This window comes from Streptomyces sp. NPDC044064, assembly GCF_056434245.1.
Genome location: NZ_JBWKFN010000039.1, coordinates 24525 through 43048 on the forward strand (window position 1 = coordinate 24525; position 18524 = coordinate 43048).

General features: G+C 69.9%; 15 protein-coding genes and 3 tRNA genes. 8 read left to right on the plus strand and 10 right to left on the minus strand.

From position 1 onward, the window contains the following. Window positions 1-21 precede the first annotated feature (21 nt). Window positions 22-1116, minus strand: coding sequence for a Leu/Phe/Val dehydrogenase (locus AC07DS_RS40860; RefSeq protein WP_479153825.1), 1095 nt, complete (start codon window positions 1114-1116; stop codon window positions 22-24). 200 nt (window positions 1117-1316) lie between these two features. Between AC07DS_RS40860 and AC07DS_RS40865 the strand changes: the two genes are divergently transcribed. After that, window positions 1317-2159: a DUF8083 family protein gene (locus tag AC07DS_RS40865; protein ID WP_145885213.1), complete on the plus strand. Its 843-nt coding sequence runs from the start codon at window positions 1317-1319 to the stop codon at window positions 2157-2159. A 518-nt stretch (window positions 2160-2677) separates the two neighbouring features. Continuing rightward, entirely contained in the window at window positions 2678-2884 is a 207-nt protein-coding gene (bldC, locus tag AC07DS_RS40870; protein WP_003949541.1) for a developmental transcriptional regulator BldC, read from the plus strand. A gap of 461 nt (window positions 2885-3345) precedes the next feature. Here bldC and AC07DS_RS40875 read toward each other — a convergent pair whose 3' ends face one another. The 8 genes from AC07DS_RS40875 to AC07DS_RS40910 form a co-directional block, all read right to left on the minus strand. Next, window positions 3346-3540: a DUF6274 family protein gene (locus tag AC07DS_RS40875; RefSeq protein WP_479153826.1), complete on the minus strand. Its 195-nt coding sequence runs from the start codon at window positions 3538-3540 to the stop codon at window positions 3346-3348. A gap of 140 nt (window positions 3541-3680) precedes the next feature. Next, a tRNA-Asp gene (locus tag AC07DS_RS40880) sits at window positions 3681-3755 on the minus strand. A 96-nt stretch (window positions 3756-3851) separates the two neighbouring features. After that, window positions 3852-7796 carry an ATP-dependent RNA helicase HrpA gene (hrpA, locus tag AC07DS_RS40885; RefSeq protein ID WP_479153827.1) on the minus strand — a complete coding sequence of 1315 codons (3945 nt, stop codon included), beginning with the start codon at window positions 7794-7796 and terminating at the stop codon, window positions 3852-3854. Between the two features lie 58 nt (window positions 7797-7854). Further along, window positions 7855-8166, minus strand: a complete 312-nt coding sequence (locus AC07DS_RS40890; RefSeq protein WP_186581868.1) for a 6TM ABC transporter family protein — start codon at window positions 8164-8166, stop codon at window positions 7855-7857. 77 nt (window positions 8167-8243) lie between these two features. After that, window positions 8244-8426 (minus strand): DivIVA domain-containing protein, encoded by a 183-nt coding sequence (locus AC07DS_RS40895; protein ID WP_479153828.1) that lies wholly within the window; start codon window positions 8424-8426, stop codon window positions 8244-8246. A 170-nt stretch (window positions 8427-8596) separates the two neighbouring features. Continuing rightward, window positions 8597-8670 (minus strand) — tRNA-Phe (locus AC07DS_RS40900). A 24-nt stretch (window positions 8671-8694) separates the two neighbouring features. Further along, a tRNA-Asp gene (locus AC07DS_RS40905) sits at window positions 8695-8769 on the minus strand. A gap of 131 nt (window positions 8770-8900) precedes the next feature. Next, window positions 8901-9890 carry a Gfo/Idh/MocA family protein gene (locus AC07DS_RS40910; RefSeq protein ID WP_145885209.1) on the minus strand — a complete coding sequence of 330 codons (990 nt, stop codon included), beginning with the start codon at window positions 9888-9890 and terminating at the stop codon, window positions 8901-8903. Window positions 9891-10022: 132 nt separating this feature from the next. On the opposite strand from AC07DS_RS40910, the gene AC07DS_RS40915 reads away from it, so the two are divergent. From AC07DS_RS40915 to AC07DS_RS40935, 5 genes are all read left to right on the plus strand, one after another. Continuing rightward, window positions 10023-10691: a dTDP-4-dehydrorhamnose 3,5-epimerase family protein gene (locus AC07DS_RS40915; protein ID WP_479153829.1), complete on the plus strand. Its 669-nt coding sequence runs from the start codon at window positions 10023-10025 to the stop codon at window positions 10689-10691. A gap of 53 nt (window positions 10692-10744) precedes the next feature. Then, window positions 10745-12130, plus strand: a complete 1386-nt coding sequence (locus tag AC07DS_RS40920; protein WP_479153830.1) for an NDP-hexose 2,3-dehydratase family protein — start codon at window positions 10745-10747, stop codon at window positions 12128-12130. A gap of 94 nt (window positions 12131-12224) precedes the next feature. Next, window positions 12225-12977: an SDR family oxidoreductase gene (locus tag AC07DS_RS40925; RefSeq protein WP_479153831.1), complete on the plus strand. Its 753-nt coding sequence runs from the start codon at window positions 12225-12227 to the stop codon at window positions 12975-12977. Window positions 12978-12998: 21 nt separating this feature from the next. Next, complete coding sequence (locus AC07DS_RS40930; protein WP_145885205.1) at window positions 12999-14231, plus strand: FAD-dependent monooxygenase; 1233 nt, start codon at window positions 12999-13001, stop codon at window positions 14229-14231. 35 nt (window positions 14232-14266) lie between these two features. After that, window positions 14267-15037: a cyclase family protein gene (locus AC07DS_RS40935; RefSeq protein WP_145885204.1), complete on the plus strand. Its 771-nt coding sequence runs from the start codon at window positions 14267-14269 to the stop codon at window positions 15035-15037. A 65-nt stretch (window positions 15038-15102) separates the two neighbouring features. On the opposite strand, the gene AC07DS_RS40940 is transcribed toward AC07DS_RS40935, so the two are convergent. Then, entirely contained in the window at window positions 15103-16608 is a 1506-nt protein-coding gene (locus AC07DS_RS40940) for a class I adenylate-forming enzyme family protein (RefSeq protein ID WP_479153832.1), read from the minus strand. A gap of 186 nt (window positions 16609-16794) precedes the next feature. Here AC07DS_RS40940 and AC07DS_RS40945 point away from each other — a divergent pair, with 186 nt between their 5' ends. Next, on the plus strand, window positions 16795-18420 hold the full coding sequence (locus tag AC07DS_RS40945; protein WP_479153833.1) for an FAD-dependent oxidoreductase: 1626 nt from the start codon (window positions 16795-16797) through the stop codon (window positions 18418-18420). Window positions 18421-18524 lie beyond the last annotated feature (104 nt).

Here is an 18524-nt window from a genome sequence, read left to right on the forward strand (position 1 = left end):
TCGGACGCCCGATCGCGAGCGTCAGCGTGCCGCGCGGGCCTCGGCCATGCGCTGCTCGGCGATCCGGTCGGCCGCGGCGGCCGGCGGGATCCCGTCCTCCTTCGCACGTGCGAAGATGGCCAGCGTGGTGTCGAAGATCTTCGCCGCCTTCGTCTTGCACCGGTCGAAGTCGAACCCGTGCAGCTCGTCGGCCACCTGGATCACGCCACCGGCGTTCACCACGTAGTCCGGCGCGTAGAGGATCCCGCGGTCGGCGAGGTCCTTCTCCACACCCGGGTGGGCGAGCTGGTTGTTGGCGGCACCGCAGACCACCTGGGCGGTCAGCACCGGCACGGTGTCGTCGTTCAGGGCGCCGCCCAGGGCGCAGGGGGCGTAGATGTCGAGGCCCTCGACGCGGATGAGCGCGTCGGTGTCGGCGACCACCTGCACGGTCGGGTGCTGGTCCGAGATCCGCCCGACGGCCTCGCGCCGCACGTCCGTGATGACGACCTCGGCGCCCTCGTCGAGCAGGTGCCGGACCAGGTGGTGGCCCACCTTGCCGACGCCCGCGATACCGACCTTGCGGCCGCGCAGCGACGGGTCGCCCCACAGGTGCTGGGCGGAGGCGCGCATGCCCTGGTAGACGCCGAAGGCGGTGAGCACCGAGGAGTCGCCGGCGCCGCCGTTCTCGGGCGAGCGGCCGGTGGTCCAGCGGCACTCGCGGGCGACGACGTCCATGTCGGCGACGTACGTGCCGACGTCGCACGCGGTGACGTAGCGCCCGCCGAGCGAGGCGACCATGCGGCCGTAGGCGAGCAGCAGTTCCTCGGACTTGTCGCGCTCCGGGTCGCCGATGATCACGGCCTTGCCGCCGCCGTGGTCCAGGCCGGCCATGGCGTTCTTGTAGGACATCCCGCGCGCGAGATTGAGGGCGTCGGCGACGGCCTCGGCCTCGGTCGCGTAGGGGTAGAAGCGCGTTCCGCCGAGGGCCGGGCCCAGGGCGGTGGAGTGGATGGCGATCACGGCCTTGAGACCGCTGGCGCGGTCCTGGCAGAGCACGACCTGCTCATGGCCGCCCTGGTCCGAGTGGAACAGGGTGTGCAGGACATCAGCAGATGCGCCGGTTACGTCGGTCACTGTGGTGACTCCTGTGTAAATAGCGGCGAGTGGGGCTCAGCTCCCGTGCGGGTGGCGGGTGCTGTGGCATGAGCGTAGAGCCTGTGCCCACCAGCCATCCTCGCAGTGTTCAGGATCACTCTGCCGTGCCTTTGGCGTACGCATGACCGTGGCACGATTTGCAGTGGTTTCGAGCCGGGTCCGATGGGGAGGGAGCAGGCGTGCCCAAGGTGTCCTCCGTGGTCGTCCCCTATGCCGCGTACCTGCGCGTCTACGAGCCGCTGGCCGCCTTCCCGGAGCCGGAGCGCACCCACTGGGCGCGCTACGCCCGGCGCCCCGACCGTCCCTCCTACCAGGACGAACTGCGCCGTTCGCTGGCCGACTTGCTGCCCACCCCGCCGATCCCGGTGCCGGTCCACGAGAGCAGCGACGCCTTCGTGCTGGACATCGACGGAGTCGTCTGCGTCTGCCCCTGGCGGACCCGGCTGCGCGGCTGGCAGGCCCTGGGCGAGCTCGCCGAGGAGCTGCCCGCTCCGGTGCTGGACGCGGTGCTGCCGCCGCTGGTGCGCCACCAGGCCGCCCAGGACTACGAGCGCTGGCTCGCCCGCAACCCGGACGCCCGCCCCTGGATCCGCACGGCGACCTGGCAGGTCCCGCTGAACTGGTTCGTGCTGGTCTCCGACGAGGAGCGCCGGTACGAGAAGGGGTCCGGCGAGGTGCCGCCGATGCTGCGCTACCGCACCCCGATGGTGCAGGCCAGGCGCCGGGTGGCGCGGGCGCTGCGCACGCTGAGGGACACCATCCAGGAGGGGCCGCTGATCGACGGCCTGGTGGACGTCGGCCGCTGGCTGGAGGAGTTCCACCCGCGCTCGCTGGTGGAGCTGGACTACGGCGGCCTGGTGCACGCGGTGCCGGCCGGCGAACTGGAGGGCGACCACTCGGCGGCCGACGTCGCCGACGGCATCGAGGCCCTGCGCCGGGGGGACGGGACGGCCGCCGGGGAGGCCTACGGGCGGCTGGTGGAGCGGTGGCGGGCGGTGCGGGACCGGCGTTCCGCGAACTGAGTGACGCACGTCACGGTCAAAACAGCCCTGAACGACGTACGGTCTACCGCACTTGACCACCTGACGGGACGTTGATCCCGATCCGGGCTTTTGTCCAAAGGGTGATGGACGGCACTTACACGGCTCTTGCGCCGCTTGCCGCCCCTCGTGCCAAAATAGGACAAGGAGTCCGGGGAGGGCTCTGTCCGTCCAACTATGCTCCACTCTGGGCGGAATCCCAGCATTGCGAGCTTTGGGGGGTCTGGTGCCTCCTGATCGCCCTGTGACTGATCGTCACAGTGGCGTGACTGTCCGCTATGGCATGGTCCATCGGCTTCCGCGGCTGATGAACACCTGGGAGGGCAATTCCATCGGTTTGGCCGACGTGGCTGGACAGATGGTGTAGTTGTAGTGCCGAGGACAAGCCGTTCGTCCTATAACCGACTCGGCCCGCGTCCGCCATTTCGGGCAACGTGGGTCAAGGTGCAGAATTTAGAGGAAAGAACCGAGAAGGTTCGGTTCTCCCGAGGAGGCCGCTCATGACCGCTCGCACCCCTGATGCCGAGCCGCTGCTGACCCCGGCTGAGGTCGCCACGATGTTCCGCGTGGACCCGAAGACGGTCACGCGGTGGGCGAAGGCCGGCAAGCTCACTTCGATCCGTACGCTCGGCGGGCACCGCCGTTACCGCGAGGCCGAGGTCCGCGCTCTGCTCGCGGGCATCCCGCAGCAGCGCAGCGAGGCCTGAACAACTGAATAACCGGGCAAACCGGCTGGTCCCCCAACTGACCGAGGTGCCCGGAACCCTAGCTTCAAGCGACGCGGGACCTGCCCCAACAGGGCCCACGCCCAAGCCGAAGAGCACGTTGTAGGCAGCGACACAGGGTGCGTCGTAGATCGCGCTGGACTCCGCCGGGTCCAGCGCGATCTTTTTTGTGCGCCGGTCGTGGGGGTGCCGAGGTCGCTGTGAGCGGCCTTGTCGGAGTCTGGGGAGGGCTGTCGGAACTTCTGTGCACAGTCACTGAGTCGAGTGCAATTGCACATATTAAATTGACCAGTTGTAGGAGGGGGGTAAGTTCCGCCGTTTCAAAAAGTCATGCGGTGACTCCCGTCACATGCCAGGGATCTTGTTGCCTCTGGCGCCGGTGCGGTAGTGGAACCACCCCTTCCAGCGTGCCACGTCCGGGCGGGTGTTGGGTCCGCCGTCGGTCACGCGCTCCGGGGGCTGTCGTCCTTCAGGGCCTCTTCGTCCGTGTCCTCGGGTCGCGGGCCGGTGTCCATCGCCAGCCGCAGCAGGTGATGGCAGATCGGGCAGTGGCGGGTGAGGTGCCGCCGGTAGGACGAGGCGGCCGACAGATGCGCCCTGAGCAGCGCCCGTGTCTCGTGCCTGGCCGATGCCGCCATACACCACCTCCAGGGGCCGCACAGGGGGGCGGGCCCTGGTTTCTGGGTACCGGCGGAATGTGACGTCGTCAATCCCCGGGGGGCGGGCCGGGCGCAAGAAGAAAGCCCCCATCCGGATCGGATGAGGGCCTTCTCTTTTGCGGTCCTGACGGGATTTGAACCCGCGGCCTCCACCTTGACAGGGTGGCGAGCACTCCAAACTGCTCCACAGGACCAGGTTTCGCTGCGCTCTGCTTGCTGCGTTGCGCTGCGAGAAGGACTGTACAGGAGGGTGAGGGTCCTGGTCGAACTCACCCTCCGTACATGTGTGATCACGGTGCGGCGGCGTCGATCGCCTTCACGATCCGCTTGTCGGAGACCGGGTACGCCGTGCCCAGCGCGTGGGCGAAGTAGCTGACCCGGAGCTCCTCGAGCATCCAGCGGATGTCCAGGACCTGCTGCGGTACGGGCCGGCCCTGCGGGAGCTGCTCCAGCAGCCAGGCGTACTCGTCCTGCATCTCGTGGACCTTCTCCATGCGCGTGGTGTCCCGCTGGACGCCCGTCGGCATCTGCTGCAGGCGCCGGTCCGCGGCCACCAGGTAGCGCATGAGGTCGGGCAGGCGGCGTATCCCCGCCCAGGTCACGAAACCGGGCTTCACAAGGGCGTCCAGCTGCTTGCGGACGTCCGTCAGGTTCGCCAGCAGGACGGGGCTGCGGGTGGCCTTCAGACGGCGCTCACAGGCCTGCCAGGCGGCGAGGACCTGCTGCACCTGGGCGACCGTACGGACCGTCGTGTCGACGATCTCCGCCCGCACCTTGTCGTACAGCTTCCGGTACGACTCCTCGTCCCACACCGGCCCGCCGAAGTCCGCGATCAGCTTGTCTGCCGCGGCCATCGCGCAGTCGTCGAAGAGGGCCTGGATCGAGCCGTGCGGGTTGGCGGAGAGGGCCAGCTTCTGGGCGTTCGTCAGCTTCTCGGACGCGAACTTCGCCGGGTTCACCGGGATGTTGCGCAGGATGAGGCGGCGGGTGCCCTTCCACATGGCTTCCGCCTGCTCGGCCTCCGTGTCGAAGAGGCGGACCGAGACCGTGTCGCCGTCGTCCACCAGCGCCGGGTACGCCTTCACCGGGTGTCCGGCCCGGCGGGTCTCGAAGACCCGGGTGAGCGTGCCGATCGTCCAGTCGGTCAGGCCCCTGCGCTCCAGGGACTCCCCGCCCTCGCGGGAGGCGGTCGCGGCCGCCGCCTGGGACAGGGCCTTGCGCGCCTTCGGCTTCAGCTGGAGCTTCAGCGCCTCCAGGTCCTTGTCCTCGGCGAGCCCCCGCCGCCGCTCGTCCACGATCCGGAAGGTGATCTTCAGATGGTCGGGGACCTTCGCCCAGTCGAAGTCGTCCGCCTCGAAGGGGACGCCGACCATGCGCTTCAGCTCGCGGGCCATGGTGACCGTCAGGGGCTCCTGCAGCGGCACCGCGCGCTCCAGGAACGCCTTCGCGTAGTTCGGCGCGGGCACGTAGTTGCGGCGGATCGGCTTGGGGAGGGTGCGGATCAGCTCCGTCACCACTTCCTCGCGCAGACCGGGGATCTGCCAGTCGAAGCCCTCGTCCGTGACCTGGTTGAGGACCTGGAGCGGGATGTGGACGGTCACACCGTCCGCGTCCGCGCCCGGCTCGAACTGGTAGGTCACCCGGAACTTGAGCTGCCCCTGCCGCCAGCTGTCCGGGTAGTCGGCCTTGGTGACCGCCTCCGCCGACTCCCGGATGAGCATCTCCCGCTCGAAGTCCAGGAACTCGGGCTGTTCGTGCCGCTTCCGCTTCCACCAGGAGTCGAAGTGGGCGCCTGAGACGACGTGTTCGGGCACCCGCTGGTCGTAGAAGTCGAACAGCGTCTCGTCGTCCACGACGATGTCCCGGCGCCGCGCCCGGTGCTCCAGCTCCGCCACCTCGCCGAGGAGTCTGCGGTTGTCGGCGAAGAACTTGTGGTGCGTGCGCCAGTCGCCCTCGACGAGCGCGTTGCGGATGAACAGCTGACGGGAGACCTCGGGGTCGACCCGGCCGTAGTTCACCTTCCGCTGGGCGACGATCGGGACGCCGTACAGCGTGACCTTCTCGTACGCCATCACGGCCGCCTGGTCCTTCTCCCAGTGCGGCTCGCTGTAGGTCCGCTTCAGGAGATGGCCGGCGAGCGGCTCGACCCACTCCGGCTCGATCTTCGCGTTGACCCGGGCCCACAGACGGGACGTCTCCACCAGTTCGGCGGACATCACGAAGCGGGGCTGCTTCCGGAACAGCGCCGAGCCCGGGAAGATCGCGAACTTGGCGTTGCGGGCGCCCAGGTACTCGTTCTTGTTGCCGTCCTTCACGTCCTTCATCCCGATGTGGGAGAGGAGGCCGGCGAGGAGGGAGACGTGGACGCGGTCGGCGGGGGCGTCGTCCTCGTTGAGATGGATGCCCATCTGCTTGGCGACCGTGCGCAGCTGGGTGTAGATGTCCTGCCATTCGCGAATGCGCAGGAAGTTCAGGTACTCCTGCTTGCACATCCGGCGGAAGGACGACGAGCCGCGCTCCTTCTGCTGCTCACGGACGTACCGCCACAGGTTCAGGTAGGCGAGGAAGTCGCTGGTCTCGTCCTTGAAGCGGGCGTGCTGCTGGTCGGCCTGGGCCTGCTTCTCGGCGGGGCGCTCGCGGGGGTCCTGGATGGACAGCGCGGCCGCTATGACCATGACCTCGCGGACACAGCCGTTCTTGTCGGCCTCCAGGACCATCCGGGCAAGGCGCGGGTCGACGGGCAGCTGGGCGAGCTTGCGGCCGTTGTCGGTGAGCCGCTTGCGCGGGTCCTTCTGGGCCGGGTCCAGCGCGCCCAGCTCCTGCAGCAGCTGCACGCCGTCGCGGATGTTGCGGTGGTCCGGCGGGTCGATGAAGGGGAACTTCTCGATGTCGCCGAGGCCGGCCGCGGTCATCTGGAGGATGACGGAGGCGAGGTTCGTGCGGAGGATCTCGGCGTCCGTGAACTCCGGGCGGCCGAGGAAGTCGTCCTCGGCGTAGAGCCGGATGCAGATGCCGTCGGAGGTACGCCCGCAGCGGCCCTTGCGCTGGTTGGCGCTGGCCTGCGAGATCGCCTCGATGGGCAGCCGCTGGACCTTGGTGCGGTGGCTGTACCGGCTGATCCGGGCGAAGCCGGGGTCGATGACGTACTTGATGCCGGGGACGGTGAGGGAGGTCTCGGCGACGTTGGTCGCCAGAACGATCCTGCGCCCGGTGTGCGGCTGGAAGACGCGGTGCTGCTCGGCATGGGAGAGGCGGGCGTAGAGCGGCAGGATCTCGGTGAAGCGATACTGCTTCTTCGTCAGCGCATCCGCCGTGTCCCGGATCTCCCGCTCACCGGAGAGGAAGACGAGGATGTCGCCCTTCCCCTCGGCCATCAGCTCCTCGACGGCGTCGGTGACCGCGGTGATCTGGTCCCGGTCGGCGTCCTCGGAGTCCTCTTCGAGGAGCGGCCGGTAACGGACCTCGACCGGATAGGTGCGGCCGCTGACCTCGATGATCGGGGCGTCGCCGAAGTGCCGGGAGAAGCGCTCCGGGTCGATGGTCGCCGAGGTGATGACGACCTTGAGATCGGGCCGCTTCGGGAGCAGCTGGGCGAGGTAGCCCAGCAGGAAGTCGATGTTGAGGGACCGCTCGTGCGCCTCGTCGATGATGATCGTGTCGTAGGCGCGCAGCTCGCGGTCGGTCTGGATCTCGGCGAGCAGGATGCCGTCCGTCATCAGCTTGACGAAGGTGGCGTCCGGGTTCACCTGGTCCGTGAAGCGGACCTTCCAGCCGACGGCTTCGCCGAGCGGGGTCCGCAGCTCCTCCGCCACCCGCTCGGCGACGGTGCGGGCGGCGATACGGCGGGGCTGGGTGTGCCCGATCATGCCGCGGACGCCGCGCCCCAGCTCCATGCAGATCTTGGGGATCTGCGTGGTCTTGCCGGACCCGGTCTCGCCGGCGACGATCACGACCTGGTGATCGCGGATGGCCTCGGCGATCCGGTCCTTCTTCTGGCTGACGGGCAGCTGCTCGGGGTACGTGACGGCGGGCACGCGGGAGCGCCGCTCGTCCATCCGGGCCTCGGCCTTGGCGATCTCGGCCTCGATCTCCACGAGGACGGCGTCGCGGGCCTCCGGCTTACGGATCTTGCGCGCGCCCTCGAGCCGCCGGCCGAGGCGGTGCGCTTCGCGCAGCGACAGCTCGGTCAGGCGGTGGGCGAGGGTGCCGAGGGCGGGGGCTGGGTGCGTAGACATACGCGGTCCAGGATCGCACCTCGGGGAAATCACTGGCGAACGATTTGCCCCGGGGCGCTCAGGGCGTGCGCTGAGCGGGTGGTGCCGGCTCCGTGCGCTGCCGACCCGACGTGTCCCCGAGGGCGATCGACTTCGCGGTGTTGGACACGGCCTTGATGCCCAGGTAGGCGGTGGTCAGGCTGGTCACCGCGGTGAACGCGGCGGTCAGCACGCCGACGATCACGGCCTTGTCCCCGTCCAGCCGCCACACCCCGAAGATCGCGACTCCGGCGATGGCGAGATTGCTCACGACGACCGCGAGCAGCCCATAGCGCGCGCGGTCCTTCTCCAGCTCGGTGTCCCGAATGGCTCTGGCCTCGTCCCGGCTCATCGTCCTGCCCCCCGACGGTCCCGCCCGATCATCCAGAACGTAGCGCTGACGGGGTCACCTGCCAAGAGTCCGCCCGGTCAGCCCCGCAGCTCCGCCAGCCGGGCGTCCACCTGCGCCCGGTCGTACCCCCGTCGGGCGATGTCGAAAGCGGGCGGTGCCCCGGGCGCGGTGCCGGCGGCCAGCCCGGCCAGGTAGGCGTCGACCTGTGCCCGGTCGTATCCCCGTCGCACGATGTCGAAGCCCCGGAAGTCCTCTGTCACCTCTGCCTCCCCAGTGCCGGAACGGCGAAGGCCCCGCTCGGCTGAACGCGGACGCACCGGCAGCCTTCCGCCGTCGGCGCAGCCGCCGTCAAGCAGGGTAGTCGCGGACCATACGAGAACACCCCCTCCGGAATCTCTCGGAGGGGGTGTCTGCCCTGATGGGGCGGTTGTGGCTGGGGCCGGGGTCGAACCGGCGACCTTCCGCTTTTCAGGCGGACGCTCGTACCAACTGAGCTACCCAGCCACGGTGTTTCACGTGAAACCCCAGCGGTCCTGACGGGATTTGAACCCGCGGCCTCCACCTTGACAGGGTGGCGAGCACTCCAAACTGCTCCACAGGACCAAGCTTGTGCGTGCAACAGTGTCGCACACGGTGTTGCGCGCCCCATGGTGTGTCCCTGCTCACGGTGGTCAAGTCGGGCGCGGCCTACGTCCCGATCGATCCCGATCGATCCCGACTACCCGGCCCGGCGTTCAGTTCCTTTCGGCCGATGCCATCCGTCGGATCTCGTCCACGAGTTCCGCTTGGCGCAGCGCGTCCTGGGCGTGATCCTCGAACCCGTCCCCGGACAGCGCCGTCGCGGCGAAGCAGCGCATGGCGAGAGCGAACTGGTCGGCGGCGGGCAACCGCAGCTCCTCGGCCTCGCCCCCGCGCTCGATCCTGATCACCGGCGTGTGCCCGGGCGGAGGAGTGAAGGCCCGGTCCACCCGGATCACCCCTTCGCTGCCCCATACCTCGTAGGCGCACTGGTAGGCGTTGTCCAGCCCGAACGTCAGCTGCGCCACGGTCCCGCCCGGGGTGCGCAGGAGAGCGGCGCCGCCGACATCCACACCCCGGGCCGGGTCGTGGGTGAGCACCGCGCCCATCACGGCCGGCGGCCCGTCCAGCAGGAGCCGGGCCGCGCGCAGCGGATATCCCGCGACGTCGAGCAGGGCACCGCCGCCCAGCGCGGCCTGGTAGCGGATGTCGTCGTCGGGCCGTCGCGGGATGGTGAAGGCGGCGTGAAACGCCCGGGGTGCGCCGATCGCGCCCTCGGCCACCAGTCTCCGCACCTCGGCGTGGAGCGGGTGCCGGACGAACATGAAGTTCTCCATGAGCAGCAGACCGCGTTCGCGAGCTGTCGTCACCAGCGCGGCAGTCGCCTCCGCGCTGGTGGTCAGGGGCTTCTCCGCCAGTACGTGCTTGCCGGCCCGCAGTGCCTTGTCCGCCCATTCGGCGTGCAGTCCGGAGGGCAGCGGGATGTACACCGCGTCGATGTCCGTACGGGCGAGCAGCGCGTCGTAGCCTTCGACCGCGTCGCAGTGGAACCGCTCGGCGAAGGTCCGCGCTTTTGCCCCGTCTCGGGAGGCCACAGCCGCCAGGCGGACCCCTGGGGTCGTGAGCAACGCCGGAATGCCCCTTCGCAGGGCGATGTCGGCGCACCCGAGCACACCTACCCCGAGCACCGCGCTCTCCTCTGTCATGCCGCCACCTCGGTCGCTTCCGCCGTCCTGGTTCCCGTGCCACCCGGGCCGTCAGGGGTACGCCGATCCTCGGCCGGAGGATTCGAGCCCGCGTAGGGGCCCGCTCAAAGACGGCTGCCTACGCTCCCCGACATGGAGATCACACCTCTTCGCGTGCCCGACAGCTTCCTCATCGAGCCACGTCAACTGCGGGACGAGCGGGGCTGCTTCTACGAGTCCTTCTCGTACGAGGCGCTCGCCGCAGTCGGCCATCCCCGACCGCTGGCACAGGTCAACTACTCGGTCTCCCGGCGCGGTGTGGTCCGGGGGATCCATGGCGTGCTGCTGCCGCCCGGCCAGGCGAAGGTCGTGAGCTGTCCACGCGGCGCGGTCCGCGACTTCGTTGTCGATCTGCGGCTGGGCTCACCTACGTTCGGCCGGTACGACACGACCCTTCTGGACGCCGAATCGGGCCGGTCGGTGTACATCGCGGAGGGTCTCGGCCACGGTTTCGTGGCCCTCACGGACGACACCCTGGTGAGCTACCTCTGTTCGTCCGGCTATGTGCCTGGCACCCAGCTCGACATCAACCCCTTCGACCCCTCCCTCGCCCTGCCCTGGGACGTGGCGGGCGAGCCGATCGTCTCGGCCAAGGACGCCGCCGCGCCCACGGTCGAGGAAGCCACCCGGGCCGGGCTTCTGGCCACGTACGAGGAGTGCCAGGAGCTCTACGAGCAGTTCGCTCGTGAGGACCGGTCCGCTTCGAACGGTTCTCCAACCGCACCCCCGACCATCGGTCCGTCGGCCGCCGCGGCGCTGTGAGGACGGGGCGGCCTCAAGCAGGTGCCTTGAGCAGGCACGACAGGGAGATACTCATGACCGATGACGCGGCCGATGACGGCCTCCGCCTTACCCGCTCGGCCCTTGCCGCCGAATCCCCGCTGACCTCCGACGACGCGCTGGAGTCCTGGCTCCGCGAGCGGGCGGTGGCGCATGACTTCGACGTGACCCTCAGTGCGCTGAGCGAACTCGACGGCTGGTTCTTCGAGCCCGAGTACGGCGACCTGGTCCACCGGAGCGGCCGGTTCTTCTCCATCGAGGGCCTGCGGGTGAACGTCGGGGAGAGCGGGTGGGACCAGCCCATCATCAACCAGCCCGAGACCGGGATCCTGGGCATCCTGGTCAAGGAGTTCGACGGGGTCCTGCACTGTCTCATGCAGGCGAAGATGGAGCCCGGGAACGTCAATGTGATCCAGCTGTCGCCCACGGTGCAGGCCACCCACAGCAACTACACCGGGGTCCACGGCGGTCAGCCGACGCCGTACGTCGAGTACTTCCGCGCCCCGCGCCCCGGGCGCGTGCTGGTCGACACGCTCCAGTCCGAACAGGGCTCCTGGTTCCTGCGCAAACGCAACCGCAACATCGTCGTGGAGACCACTGAGGACGTACCGGAGCACGAGGACTACCGCTGGCTCACGCTCGGCCAGGTTCTGCGGCTGCTGACCGTGGACAACGCCGTCAACATGGACGCGCGCACGGTCCTGTCGTGCATGCCGTTCGCCGCGCCGCCGGAGTCCGGGACCGAGGACGGTTACCGGGCGGCGCTGCGCCGCTCGATCGACCACGCCCCCGGCCGCCACAGCACCCAGGAGGTTCTCGGCTTGCTGACCGAGCAGCGCGTCGTGCAGCGCCATGTGCAGCGCCGCATACCGCTCGGCCAGGTCGCGGGCTGGGACTGCTCCGACAAGGAGATCACTCATGAGGACGGCCGGTACTTCCGGATCGTCGGCGCCCATGTGAAGGCGGCCAACCGGGAGGTCGGGCGCTGGTCGCAGCCGCTGCTCGAACCGCGCGGGCCGGAGGTGTCGGCCTTTCTGACCAAGGAGTTCGACGGGGTGCTGCACCTTCTCGCCCGGGCGCGGACCGAGGCCGGTTCGCTCGCCGGGGCGGAGCTGGCCCCGACCGTTCAGTGCAGCCCCGGTGATCTCCGGGGCCTGTCCTCGCCTCCCTACCTGGAGGAGGTGCTCGCCGCGACCGGCGACCGCGTGCGCCACGACTCCACGCAGTCGGAGGAAGGCGGCCGTTTCTATCACGCGCAGAACCGCTATCTCATCGTCGAGGCGGGCGAGGACACCCCTGCCGACGCCCCCGACGGCTTCCTCTGGATCACCGTCGGGCAGGCCATGGACCTGCTGAAGCACAGCAATTACCTGAACGTGCAGGCGCGCAGTCTCATCGCCGCCCTGCACACCACCTGGTAGCGGGCGGCGCCCGCGCGATCGCTGCTCCAATCGCCCTCCAACGCCCGGCCACACCATCGTCATCGCACCGACGAACTCCATGGAAAGGGCAGGCATGACGAGGCTGGGACTCGAAGGGCGTGTCGCCCTGGTGACCGGGGCGACGCGGGGACTGGGCCTGGCGACTGCGCGGAAGCTGTGCGCCGCCGGATGCCACGTGTACCTCAACTACGGGCACTCCTGCGCCGATGCGGACGCCGCTGTGGCCTCACTCGGGCAGCTCGGGGGTACCGCCACCGCGCTCAAGGCCGACGTCTCGCGGCCCGAGGGGATGCGGACCGCGATCGAGCAGGTGGCCAAGGACCACGGTTCCCTGGACGTCTTCGTGCACAACACCTCGTCCCTGCGGCCCATGCGGGCGGCCGAGCCGGATCTCGACGGTTTCCGGGACACCCTGGAGGTGTCGCTCGTCCCTCTGCTGAGCGCGGCGCCCGCACTCGCCGAGGCGATGACCAAGGGCTCCGGCAGGATCGTGGCGGTCTCCAGCTCCGGCGCCGGACGGGTCGTGCCGGGCTACGTCGGTCTGGGGGTCGCGAAGGCGGGCCTGGAAAGCTTCGTGCGCTACCTCGCCGTCGAGCTCGCGCCCCATGGCATCGCGGTCAACGCGGTGTCCACAGCCAAGCTGGACAAGGGCGGGGCGACGACGGCATCGGAGGCGGCGCGCGTGCTGGCCACCCGTACACCTGCCGGACGACTGACCACACCCAGCGATGTGGCCGACGCCATCGCCCTGCTGTGCACCGACGAGGCCGCCTGGATCCAGGGCCAGACCGTCACCGTGGACGGTGGCCTGGGGCTCCGCGCCTGAGGCGCGGTGGGGGAGACTGAGTTGAACGAGATCAAGACGGACTTCTGCATCGTGGGAGGCGGCCCCGCCGGGCTCGCCCTGGCGCTCATGCTGCTGCGCTCGGGCGCCCGCGTGCTGGTCGCCGAGCGGTCCCTTTCCCTCGAACGCGAGTACCGCGGCGAGATACTCCAGCCCGGTGGGCTGCTGCTGCTCGACCAGCTCGGGGTTCTGGACGGCGCCCAGAACCGGGGGTGTTTCCGGCACTCCAAGTTCCGGTTGGTCGAGGGCGACCGTACCCAGCTCGACATCGACTACCGCAAGCTCCCGGAGCCGTACAACTACCTCCTGAGCATTCCCCAGCGGCATCTGCTCAGCGAGCTCCTTGACCGGTGCCGTGCATACGAGGGCTTCACCCTGCTCGCCGGGGGCAAGGCCAGCGCGCTGCTGGAGGAGGGCGGAGCGGTCAGGGGGATCGTGGCCAAGGGCCCCGAGGGCGAGTTCACCGTCCACTCCCACTGTGTGATCGGCGCGGACGGCCGCTACTCGAAGATCCGGCGGCTGGCCGACATCGAACACGAGCGGAACGACGTCTTCGACTTCGACGTCCTGTGGTTCAAACTCCCCGCTCCGCCGCCCACGGACCGCGATCCGGATGTGCAGATCTTCCGCTACGAAGGCAGCCCGGTCATCGTCTACCACTCCTGGCCCGGCAGTGTGCAGATCGGCTGGACCCTTCCCCACAAGGGCTACCGGGAGGTCGCGAAGCACGGCATCGAGCACGTGCGGGAGGAGATCGCCAGAGCGGTCCCGCCCTACGCCGGTCTGATCCGCTCCGGGCTCACCAGCCTGCACGACCTCACGCTCCTGGACGTTTTCGCGGGTGCGGCGAAGAGCTGGGTGCGCGACGGGCTTGTTCTCGCCGGTGACAGCGCCCACACCCACAGCCCGCTCGGCGCCCAGGGCATCAACCTCGCCCTCCAGGACGCGGCGCTCCTGCACCCCGTCCTCATGGAGTCGCTGCGCGAGGGCACCGCCGACGCAGGCTTCCTCCGGCGCTACGAGGACGCTCGCCGTGGCGACATCGACACGGTGATGCGGATGCAGGTGATGCAGGCCAAGGGGATGTTCGCGCAGGGCAGCGGTCCCGCGGCCGTGCTGCGGCCGCTGATCGGCAAGCTCATCACCAAGACCCCCATCGGCATGAAGATCACCCGCCGGATCGCCTACGGCCCCACGCCGGTACGGGTGCGGACCGACCTCTTCACGACCGACTGACCCATCCCCCGATCCGACTGACCGAAGGAGTCAGAATGCGCTTGATCGATCTTTCCTCACCGGTCGACGCGGCCGGCTGGGAGCCCGAGCCGATCTCCCACACGGTCATGACCCCGGCCGAGGGCGCCGTGCACATGAGCGAGGAGATGCGCGAGCACTTCGGCATCGACTTCGACCCGTCGGTGCTGCCCGACGGCGAGCTGCTCTCCATCGACACCCTGAGCCTGACCACGCACACCGGGACGCATATCGACGCGCCGTCCCACTACGGGTCGAAGGGGCCCGACGGGGCGCCGCGCCACATCGACGAGATGCCGCTGGAGTGGTTCCACAACCCGGGCGTCGTCCTGGACCTGACCGGCCTGGAGCCGGGTGCGGTGGACGCCTCGTACGTGGAGAAGGAGCTGGCCTCCATCGGCTACACGCCCAGCGCACTCGACATCGTGCTGCTGAAGACGGGCGCCTCGGAGCTTGTGGGTACCCCGAAGTACTTCACCGACTTCGTCGGGCTCGACCGCTCGGCCGTGCACCTTCTCCTCGACATGGGCGTGCGGGTCATCGGCACCGACGCCTTCAGCCTGGACGCGCCGTTCACCAACATGATCGAGCGCTATCAGGCCGGCGGGGACCGCGGGGTGCTGTGGCCCGCCCACTTCGCGGGCCGGGAGCGCGAGTACTGCCAGATCGAACGGCTGGCGAATCTCGACGCGCTGCCGAGTTTCGGTTTCACCGTGTCCTGCTTCCCCATCAAGATCGTCGGTGCGGGGGCGGGCTGGACCCGTGCCGTCGCGATGATCGAGGACTGAGGCCGACCGCGGCGGCGGCCCGCCCCTGACGGAGAGATCCGGGGGGCGGGCCGCTGCCGTGTGCCTCAGGCGCGCAGCGCGGCCTCGCGGAGGTCGCGCCGTACGATCTTCCCGTTGGGCGAACGCGGGATGGCCTCCACGGCCGTCACGCGCTCGATCCGCTCGTAGTACGGCACCTGGCCGTTGACGAAGGCCGCGACCTCCTCGACCGGCGTGGCAGGGTCCGACAGGACGACGAGCGCATGGGCGACGGCGCCGCTCTGCTCGTGCGGGTAGTCGAAGACCACGCACTCGCGCACGGCCGGATGGCGGGCCAGCACGCGCTCGATCTCCGTGGGCGACACCAGCCAGTTGTCGTGCTTGAACACGTCCTTGAGCCGATCCACGAGGAAGAGCCGGCCCTCCTCGTCCTGGTAGCCGAGGTCGCCGGTGGAGAACCAGCCGTCGGCGTCCAGCGGCGACGGCAGACCGAGGTATCCCTTCATCAGCTGCGGGCCCCGGACCTGAACCTCGCCCTTCTTGCCCGCCTCCAGTGTCGTCCGGAGGTCGACGTCGACGATCCGGCATTCGGTGTCGCCGACGACGTGCCCGACAGAACCCGGCACCGGAGCGTCAAGGCGGTCGGAGTGTGTCAGCGGAGACGTCTCGGCCAGCCCGTACCCCTGGGCCACCGGAACGCCGAAGTGGGCGGAGAGCGTGCTCGCGGCGGCCACCGGCAGGGCCGCGCCGCCGGACTGGATGCCCCGGACGGTCGTCAGCGCCAGACCGGGCAGCCGGGGGTCCTCGGCCAGTCTGATCAGTCGCACGGGCAGGCTGTAGTAATGGGTCGCGCCGTGCCGGTTGGCCATCTCGACCGCCACCGCCGAGTCGGGCGCGGCGCACAGGATCTGCTCCGCGACCGCGTGCACGCCCGCGTTGAGATGCATCGGGTGGAAGTTCGGCAGGTGGTTGAGCATCTTCGAGTCGGCGTCCAGGCCGTGTGCGTCGGCGATCTGGGCGGCGTTGACCACCAGGTTGCGGTGCGTGAGCTGCACGCCCTTCGACGGGCCGGTGGTCCCGCTGGTGAACTGGACGCACACCACGTCGTTGGGATCGTGGTCCTTGCGGGCTCTGGCGGCGGGGCCGTCTGCGTCGGCGCGCAGCAGTTCGTCGAAGGCGGGGCTGCCGAACTCGATCAGCCGCTCCACGGCCGGGGGCAGGCCCTCGGCGTCCTCGCCGAGCCGCTGGGCGACCTCGGGGGTGGAGATCAGCACCCTGGCCGCGGACAGGGTGAGCACGTGCCGCAGGGCGGCACCGCGCAGCAGTGGGTTCACGATCGCGGCGACGCACCGGGCGCGCGCGATGCCGTAGTACGCGGCCGCGAACGCCGGGTCGAGCGTGGAGACAAGGGCGACCACGTCACCGGGCTCGGTGAACCGGGACAGCCCCGCCGCACACGAGCTCGCGGCCGCGTCCAGCTCACGAAAGGTGACGGTGCGGTCCGCGGTGACGATGGCGGCCCGGTCCGGCGCTTCCTCGGCGGCGTCGAACAGCAGCGCGTCCAGCGATCGGTCTGATCTGGCGGACACCATGAATCGGACTCCTTCTCACAGAAGCGAACGGTTGGCCGACCCTTCTTAACCGCCGGGCGGCGAGCGCCGTTCGAAGACCGTTTGAGCGACGGGCCGTCGCGTCGACCCCCCCTGGATCCACCCTCCAATCACCCTGCGAATCCTGAGGGGGGCAACTGGAACAAGGGCGAGAGACCTGGGGAACGCATGAGTGACGAAGCGGACGGCCCGACGCAGGTACTGATCGCGGGCGCCGGACCGGTCGGGCTGACGACGGCGTACGAGCTCCACCGCCGGGGCGTCCGGGTGCGCCTTGTCGACGCCGCCGACGGGCCGGCCACGACCAGCCGCGCCGTCGCCACACACGCCCGCTCGATGGAGATCTACGACCAGATGGGCCTGGCCCCCGCGCTGCTGGCCCGTGGCCGGCGCATGCAGGCGTTCAGCATGCACAAGGGCGGCACCCGGCTGGCCCGGATGGGCGCCGACTACAGCGCGCTGCCCACGCGTTATCCGCAGACGACGCTGCTGGAGCAGGCGGGCACGGAGGAGGTCCTCCGCGACGCCCTGGCCGCACGCGGTGTGAAGGTCGAATGGGGCGTGCGCCTCGGGACGTTCACCCAGGACGACCGTAGTGTCACCGCGACGCTGCACCACGCCGGGGGCGACGAGGAGACCGTCGAGGTCCCCTGGCTGGTGGGCTGCGACGGTGGCCGCAGCCACGTCCGCAAGAGCCTGGGGCTGCGCCTGGTCGGGGACTCCACCGAGACCTGGCTGATCGCCGACGCCGTCATCGACATGGACGTCCCCGACGACAGCATCCACTGGTTGCACGTCGAAGGCGGCACGATCATGGCGGTTCCCTTCCCGGAGACCGGCAAGTGGCGGCTTCTCGACACGGTGGACGTGGACTACGACGGTGACCCCGCCGAGGTCGCCGCGCGGTTCTCGCGCAAGCTCGCCAAGGGCTTCGGCGTCCGGGCGGTGGTGCACGAGCCGAGCTGGGTCTCGGTGTTCACGATCCAGCAGCGGATGATCGAGAGGATGCGGGTGGGCCGGTGCTTCGTCGCAGGCGACGCCGCCCACGTACACAGTCCCGCTTCGGGCCAGGGCATGAACACCGGCGTCCAGGACGCCTTCAACCTCGCGTGGAAGCTCGCGATGGTAGTGCGGGGCCAGGCGGACCAGGAACTGCTCGACAGCTACGCCGTGGAACGCGTTCCCGTCGGCCGGGCCCTGCTCGGCGCCACCAAGAAGGCCACCGCCCTTGTCGCCCTCAAGGGAGCCCTCCAGGAGGTGATGCTGCCGGTCGCCTTCGCGGTCGTCAGGAACACCCCGCCCCTCAAGGGCCGCATCGAGCGGAAGATCATGGCCGCGATGTCGGGGCTGAAGCTGTCCTATCCGCAGAGCCCGCTCACCACGACAGATCCGGGCGGTCGCCTGCCGCGGCCGGGTGAGCGGGTCACCCGCATGACCGAGGAGGACACGCGACGCTCCCCCGGCTGCGCCGCCCTCGTCGAGGCGCTCCGCGATCCCCGCTGGACCCTGCTGGTCTTCCCCTCCCCGTCTGGTGCGGCCGGTGCGGCCGACGCCGCCGAGACCGTACACGGAGCGGACTGGCTCTCGGTGCGCGTCGCCACAGCCGACCTGCCCGACCCGGACGGTGGCCTGCGCTCCGCGCTGGGGGTGGGGCGCGAGGGGTGGCTCCTGGTCCGGCCCGACGGCTATGTGGCCGCGCGCGGTGATCGTGTCACGCCGGACGCCCTCCGCGCGGCGACGTCCTTCGGCCGGCGGGTGACGACGCCCCGGCCGGAGGGACACGGGCCCGCCTGACCCCGGGGGGGGGGGGGGGGGGGGGGGGGGCGGGCGGGGTGGGGGGGGGGGGGGGGGGGGGGGGGGGGGGGGGAAAAAACACACCGGAGTCGCGGACCAGACAA

Bases quoted from the DNA above. Each gene is read 5' to 3' on its own strand.
- bldC (WP_003949541.1), top strand. From the start codon at position 2,678: ATGACCGCTCGCACCCCTGATGCCGAGCCGCTGCTGACCCCGGCTGAG.
- AC07DS_RS40875 (WP_479153826.1), bottom strand. From the start codon at position 3,540: ATGGCGGCATCGGCCAGGCACGAGACACGGGCGCTGCTCAGGGCGCAT.
- hrpA (WP_479153827.1), bottom strand. From the start codon at position 7,796: ATGTCTACGCACCCAGCCCCCGCCCTCGGCACCCTCGCCCACCGCCTG.
- AC07DS_RS40890 (WP_186581868.1), bottom strand. From the start codon at position 8,166: ATGAGCCGGGACGAGGCCAGAGCCATTCGGGACACCGAGCTGGAGAAG.
- AC07DS_RS40910 (WP_145885209.1), bottom strand. From the start codon at position 9,890: ATGACAGAGGAGAGCGCGGTGCTCGGGGTAGGTGTGCTCGGGTGCGCC.
- AC07DS_RS40915 (WP_479153829.1), top strand. From the start codon at position 10,023: ATGGAGATCACACCTCTTCGCGTGCCCGACAGCTTCCTCATCGAGCCA.
- AC07DS_RS40920 (WP_479153830.1), top strand. From the start codon at position 10,745: ATGACCGATGACGCGGCCGATGACGGCCTCCGCCTTACCCGCTCGGCC.
- AC07DS_RS40925 (WP_479153831.1), top strand. From the start codon at position 12,225: ATGACGAGGCTGGGACTCGAAGGGCGTGTCGCCCTGGTGACCGGGGCG.
- AC07DS_RS40935 (WP_145885204.1), top strand. From the start codon at position 14,267: ATGCGCTTGATCGATCTTTCCTCACCGGTCGACGCGGCCGGCTGGGAG.
- AC07DS_RS40940 (WP_479153832.1), bottom strand. From the start codon at position 16,608: ATGGTGTCCGCCAGATCAGACCGATCGCTGGACGCGCTGCTGTTCGAC.
- AC07DS_RS40945 (WP_479153833.1), top strand. From the start codon at position 16,795: ATGAGTGACGAAGCGGACGGCCCGACGCAGGTACTGATCGCGGGCGCC.